Annotated in this window: 5 protein-coding genes; 3 read left to right on the top strand and 2 right to left on the bottom strand. The window is 60.4% G+C overall.

All coding sequences use genetic code 11. From position 1 onward, the window contains the following. Nucleotides 1-817: 817 nt before the first annotated feature. Nucleotides 818-1,948, top strand: coding sequence for a type IX secretion system outer membrane channel protein PorV (gene porV, locus PPP56_RS09310; protein WP_353563767.1), 1,131 nt, complete (start codon nt 818-820; stop codon nt 1,946-1,948). Between the two features lie 789 nt (nt 1,949-2,737). Continuing rightward, nucleotides 2,738-2,998: an energy transducer TonB gene (locus PPP56_RS09305; RefSeq protein WP_353563766.1), complete on the top strand. Its 261-nt coding sequence runs from the start codon at nt 2,738-2,740 to the stop codon at nt 2,996-2,998. Between the two features lie 33 nt (nt 2,999-3,031). On the opposite strand, the gene PPP56_RS09300 is transcribed toward PPP56_RS09305, so the two are convergent. After that, a complete protein-coding gene (locus PPP56_RS09300; RefSeq protein ID WP_353563765.1) occupies nt 3,032-3,634 on the bottom strand; it encodes an FxsA family protein in 603 nt (200 codons plus the stop codon). Nucleotides 3,635-3,816: 182 nt separating this feature from the next. Between PPP56_RS09300 and PPP56_RS09295 the strand changes: the two genes are divergently transcribed. After that, nucleotides 3,817-4,878 carry an NAD(P)/FAD-dependent oxidoreductase gene (locus tag PPP56_RS09295; RefSeq protein ID WP_353563764.1) on the top strand — a complete coding sequence of 354 codons (1,062 nt, stop codon included), beginning with the start codon at nt 3,817-3,819 and terminating at the stop codon, nt 4,876-4,878. Nucleotides 4,879-4,911: 33 nt separating this feature from the next. On the opposite strand, the gene PPP56_RS09290 is transcribed toward PPP56_RS09295, so the two are convergent. Beyond that, nucleotides 4,912-5,899: glycosyltransferase (locus PPP56_RS09290; RefSeq protein WP_353563763.1), on the bottom strand; the 988-nt coding region annotated here is incomplete at its 5' end.

Here is a 5,899-nt window from a genome sequence, read left to right as displayed (position 1 = left end):
CTGCAGCGTCCCCTCCTACCGGGCACCAGCCCGGAAAGGAGGGGTGCCCGAAGGGCGGGGTGGTGCTTGCTCGGATAAAGATCCCGGGTCTTCGCGCTGGTCCACCCGGGATGACTGGTAGTGGCGTGCTTGTTTGAGCGCTCCGCCAGCTCCGTGGGAGACCTTTCGACTTCTGCCGGCAGGAGCCGGCATACGCTCAAGGTGACATGACTACAGAGCATGTCATGGTGAGCGGACGGCGAAGCCGGGAGTCGAACCATCTCCTGCTTGGTAGGCAGGACCCCGCGCGTGCAAGGTCGTGGCGAGGCTGTGCGTCCCACGAAGGAAGCCTGCCCCGAACAGGGGCGTATGAGATTGCTTCGTCCTGCGTCCTCGCAATGACAGGGTGGGGGTGCTTCTGGGGAACACCAGGGCCGAGGTGCTGAAATAGCGATGGACTTGGGTTCTCAGATGGGTGTGCTGAGAAGAGGCCCTGCATCCGGTTGGGGCGCGGGCGATCGGGCTGGCGCCGGTTCCTCCGAACAAAACAGGAGGCCCCGCATCCAACAGAACGTCAGAGACGCATGTGTTGTGAAACGTGGTATAGTTTTGGCACAACGTATTAAACGGGGCAAAAGGCCCCTGCAAGCAGGCGCTTCGTTCTTGCGTTTTACAGACGCGTTGCCTACTCTTTGACAGTACGTAGTCTTCCACCAGATACTCTGCGCTCTATCGACATACACCGATACGCATCCCCCATGGCTTGCCACGCTGCACCCCGTGTGCACAGATGCACGCCGTTTGTACGTACCATCGATAACGCAGTCAGCCTGTGCTCATGACCCGACCTTCTGCCCGCCGGTTCGCCCGTTGGATCGGCTTTCTTGGAACCGCCCTTCTCCTGTTTACGCTTACCACCACCGCCCAGGCACAGCTCGGACAGTCGTCCGCGCTCTTCCTGCGCATCGAGCCCGATAGCCGGGGCGCGGGCATGGGCAACACCGGCGTGGCCATCGCCGATAACGCCAACGCCATGTTCTGGAATCCGGCTGGACTGGGGTTTCAGAACAACGCGCAAGTAGGAATTACCCATGCCAACTGGCTGCCCGAGTTCGACGCGGGGCTCTTCTATGAGTATCTTGTCGGGACCTACCACGTCGACGACATCGGTACCTTCGGTGCGAACCTCATCTTTCTGAACCTCGGAGAGCTGGAAGTGGTCGACGGCGACGGACAGGAGGTCCGCGTCGATAACGCTTTCGAAATGGCGGCCGGGCTCTCGTACGGGCGCCAGCTCAGCGAGACGTTCAGCGTGGGGGCCGGCGCGCGCTTCATCTACTCGAAGCTGTCTGAGGGCGACGGCGACATCGACAGCGGCACCGCCACCACCGGTACGTTTGACCTGTCGGCGCTTTACCGCAGCAGGTCCTTTGACCTCTTAGGCGCTCCTACGACGTTCTCAGCCGGGGCGAACCTTGCCAACATGGGCACCTACATCCGGTACTCCGAAGAGAAGCAGGCCGTGCCCACCAACCTGCGCATCGGGTACGCCTTCACGTTCAACTTCGACGAGTACAACAGCCTCACGTTTGCGAACGACTTCAACCGCGAGCTCATCAGCGTCGACGAAGACGGCACCAACCCCGATCCGTTCTACCAGGCGATCTTCAACTCGTGGGGATCGGTGCCGGGCGAGCGGCGTCCGGGCGACGACGAGGCCACCGAGCTGGGCGTAGTCGACCAGTTCACCATTGGCACGGGTCTTGAGTACTGGTATGCTGACCTGTTCGCCCTCCGAAGCGGATACTTCTACGAGCATCCGGACAACGGAAATCGCCAGTTCCTGACGTTCGGCGCAGGCGTACGGTGGAATATCGTAGGGATTGACTTCTCCTACCTGTACACCCTCGAAGAAGACAACCCGCTTTCAGATACGTTGCGATTTAGCCTGTTGCTTTCTTTCCAGTAGATCCGTAGATTCTCGTGCAACGCACGCCGCCTGGCATGCGTCCGGAGCAGATTCGTCGGATGCGCGCCAGGGCGGCACGCGCTCGGTTTGAGCAGCTGTCGCAGAGCATAAGTAGGTCGCCAAAAATACATTTACACCTTGTCATCGCGAGGAGGGAGCTTGCGACCGACGCGGCGATCTCATGCGTTCCTTGTAAAGGGTATATCCTGCTTATAAGGCACAAGATTGCACCCCACGAGCACTCGTTCGCTCCGCTCACAGCGCCGCGTCGCTAACGCTCCTCGCAATGACATACTCGAAAGATTCTTTCTTGGATCTACTTAAATGATTGATATGTAGTCTACATCATCGCAACCCGCTCAACCCCCCTCTGTCTGCCGACATCTCCCCCTTGACCAAGGGGGAGAAACCCGACACGAGCCCGGAGGGCGACTGATGGAGCGAAGCGGAATAAGGGAGAGGGGGTTCAAAGAAAAAAAGCTGCGGTGTCCAATCGCCTTATCATTCAGCGTCTATCCACTACCCTTTCCTTTAATACAGCTTTTTTGTAGAATTGATAGAAATGTTCTTTATCATGTAATTTATTAAATAAACATAAATTGTATTGCTGCACCATCTCAAAAGTGGTCTGCTGCTGTGTTTCTTCTTGCTGTGATGCTAACGGGGTGTGCCTCTTCGCAGAACTCCAATGTAGATCGCCCACACGTTGAGTCAAGGTCTCAAGACCCCCCTCCGTTTGAGACAAATGAGATAGGAGACCCTTCCCACCCCGACTTTGAGAGTCCACAGATGATTGGTGGCATTGATGCGCTATTTGCTGTCCTGCAGGAAGTTACAGAAGGTTGGGTCTGCCCTGTTCGAGGACGCGTGAGCATCCAGTTCGTTGTTGATGAGGAAGGCAGCGTGCCTGAGGCGAGGGTACTGGAAGGCATCCATGAAGAGTGTGATCAGATGGCGATCAAAGCCATAAAGCATATGGCATTTAGCCCGCCGACGATAGGTGGCGAACCGACTCCAATACTTCTGTCTATACCTGTTACCTTTGACTGAGAGAAGGGGACGCTGCGAAAAGAGTGCTGCGTGCTACCGGGAGTGATCTGAGCGCGATCCGTTATCCGGTGAGAGCTCATCATCTTCGTTGGCATGGCCGGGCATCTGTCGGCCGGTACCTTTCCACTGGTCGGGCTCTGCGCCTGAGGGGCCATCAGACTCGTCCGCATCGCCCACCGAAGGCCCCGCCGCACCGTTCATCGGGTCGTCGTCGAATCCGGCAAAGCCTGACCCGCCGTAGAAGCTGCCGTACTGGACCTGCATGGAGCCTTCCTCCATCTTCTTCTGGAGGCGCTTCATGATGATCTTGCGCATAACGCGGCGTGAGGGCGGTACGAGTCCCAGAAAGCCGACCACGTCGGTCAGTACGCCAGGCGTAACAAGCAAGGCCCCGGCCACAAGGATGATAACCCCCTCGACGATCTCATCGCCGGGCAGCGCCCCGGTCTGCAGGCGAGCGTTCAGCTTTTTCCAGGTTGACGCGCCTTCGCGACGGGCCAGGTAGCCGCCTACGACGCCGGTAACCAGGATAAGCGCGACCGTAGGCCACAGGCTGATCAGCCGTTCTACCTGAATGAACAGCATGAACTCAACAGCGGGCAGGAGCAGAAAGAGCAGTACAATACGAGCAATCATAGCGGATACAAATCATCAGGTAGAGCAGGCGGCCAGCAGGAAGTGGACAACCATGTCACACTCAGGCCGCGCGTTTTTCCGAACACACAACCGGGGGTAGAGGATTCAACGCGAGCAGCGCATAACCGGGTTTCGTACCACGTGTGCATGCATCTGCAACAATATCAAAAGATTAGCGAGATATGAATCGTATTGCAATCATCGGAGCCGGGGCGGCAGGACTCACCGCAGCCTGGCATCTGCGCACCTCCAGCGCCGAGGTGAAGCTATTTGAGAAGAGCCGGGGCTACACCGGCCGCGCCGCCACGCGAAGCCATGGCGCAGTGCGCTACGACTTTGGCGCAAACTACCTGGCGGGGGTGTCGGGCCGGGTGCGCACGCTGATCACCGAGACCCTGCCCACCGACCGGCTGGCCACGATCGAGCGTCCGGTGTGGACGTTCAACGGCGCCGGGGTCATCTCGCCGCCCGATGAAGGGGCAGGTCCGCGATGGACCTACGACGGCGGCGTCAATACGCTGGGCAAGCTGATGGTGCAGGAGGGGGCGCTGGGAGTGGTGCGCACCACGCGAATCCGGCATCTGGAAGCGGTGGCAGGCGGGTGGCAGCTTCACTCGACCGAGGGTGAGGTGCACGGGCCGTTTGATGCTGTGCTCTGCACCGCGCCGGCCCCGCAGGCCGCTACGATCATGCAGCGCAGCCAGGCAACGGGGGATGCGAAACGAGATCTTCAGGCCTGTGCGAAGGCGCTTAACGAGGCCGCCTATGCGCCACAATTTGCATATGTGCTTGGATGCGAAGCGCCCATTGATCGACCGGAGGCCTTCTACGGGCTCCGCAGTGCCTCTGGAGACCACCCGGTTGCGTGGATAAGCTTCGAGGAGGACAAGCCGGGCCGTGTGCCTGCAGGGCAGTCGGTGCTGGTGGTGCAGATGAGTGCATCGTGGACCGCCCCACGCGTAGATACCGACCCGGCAGTGCACATTGAGGCGGTGCAGGAGCAGGTGGCCGGGGTGCTTGGCACGGCGCTTCCGCCGATAGGCTGGACAGATGCGCACCGGTGGCGCTATGCCTTTCCGACCACGCCACCAGATGCTGCGCTCCTCGACGACGCGGCTGCATCCGGGCTGTACTTTGCAGGCGACTACCGGATCGGGGCCGGTCGTGTGGGGCGTGCCATGGAGAGCGGGTGGGCGCAGGCCGAACGCATCGAGGCGCGCCACATCGCACCCGTTGCGTCGTAGCAGAGCCGCTGACCACGTACTGGTTGCCGCGAGCTACGTGTCAACCGTACGCCCCTTCCAGCGAACGGCCCCGAACATGCCGTGAAGCCCGGCCCCTACCAGATAGGCAACCTGAAGAAGCGCGGCGGGAATGTAGGAGCGCATGAGGTCGCGATGGTCCACAGCGTGTGAGGCAGGAAGTACAAGCAACAGGTCGGCCCCCATCTTGGCAAGCAGCCCCGTCATGACGGGTTGAGAGAGGGCATCGGGATCGCTCAGGGCAATGGCGAAGGCTACGAGCAAGACAGCGTGCACCACAAAGGTGCTGGCTGAGAGAAGCCAGGGTACCGGGTGGTACGACCGCGTGGCATGGGCCCAGCGCTTTCGCTGGTTCCAGAACGCGCGCCACGACGAAGCCGGGCGGGTCGTAACGGTGGCCGACGCATGCCACAGGTAGCGCGCATTGTTGGGCGTACGGTATGCGACATGCTGAAGCAACAGCTCGTCGGCGGCCAGATGTGAAGAGAGTTGAACTCGCTCAATTGTATCGATGAGCGAGCGATGCAGTCCCATGTTTCCCCCGTTACAGATCGTGGGCACGCCCAGCCCGGCAGTGCCTGCGCCGTAGGCATTCAGCCCCAGAAACTCCAGCGCTTGAAAGCGCTCAAACCACCGCTCATCGTCGATGTCGTAACGCACCGGTCCACATACGACGGGCGTATCTGAGGAGCAGGCTGTCGCGAGCGTAGTGGCCCACTTGGGGGGAGGAGCGCAGTCGGCGTCGACGACGAGAACCACCTCACCGATGGCCTGCTCTATGCCGTACGATACCGCGGTCTCCTTTCCGCGTCCGTACCGTAATGGCAGGCGCAGCGCTTCGTGGGGCGAGTCCTGCTCCCATGCTTCGGTGCCCGCTACGGCGGCGGAGCGCAGCCGCCGGCGTGCGCGCGAGAGCGTAGCATCGGTGGAGTGGTCATCCACCACGATAATCTGCAACTGCGTGTCACCAGGCAGAACTTGCTCATGCAGGGCATCGAGGCAA

This window comes from Longimonas sp. (assembly GCF_040409695.1).
Taxonomy (GTDB): domain Bacteria; phylum Bacteroidota; class Rhodothermia; order Rhodothermales; family Salinibacteraceae; genus Longimonas.
Note: the sequence above shows the minus strand (reverse complement) of the source record. Positions and strands in the feature narration are given on the sequence as shown.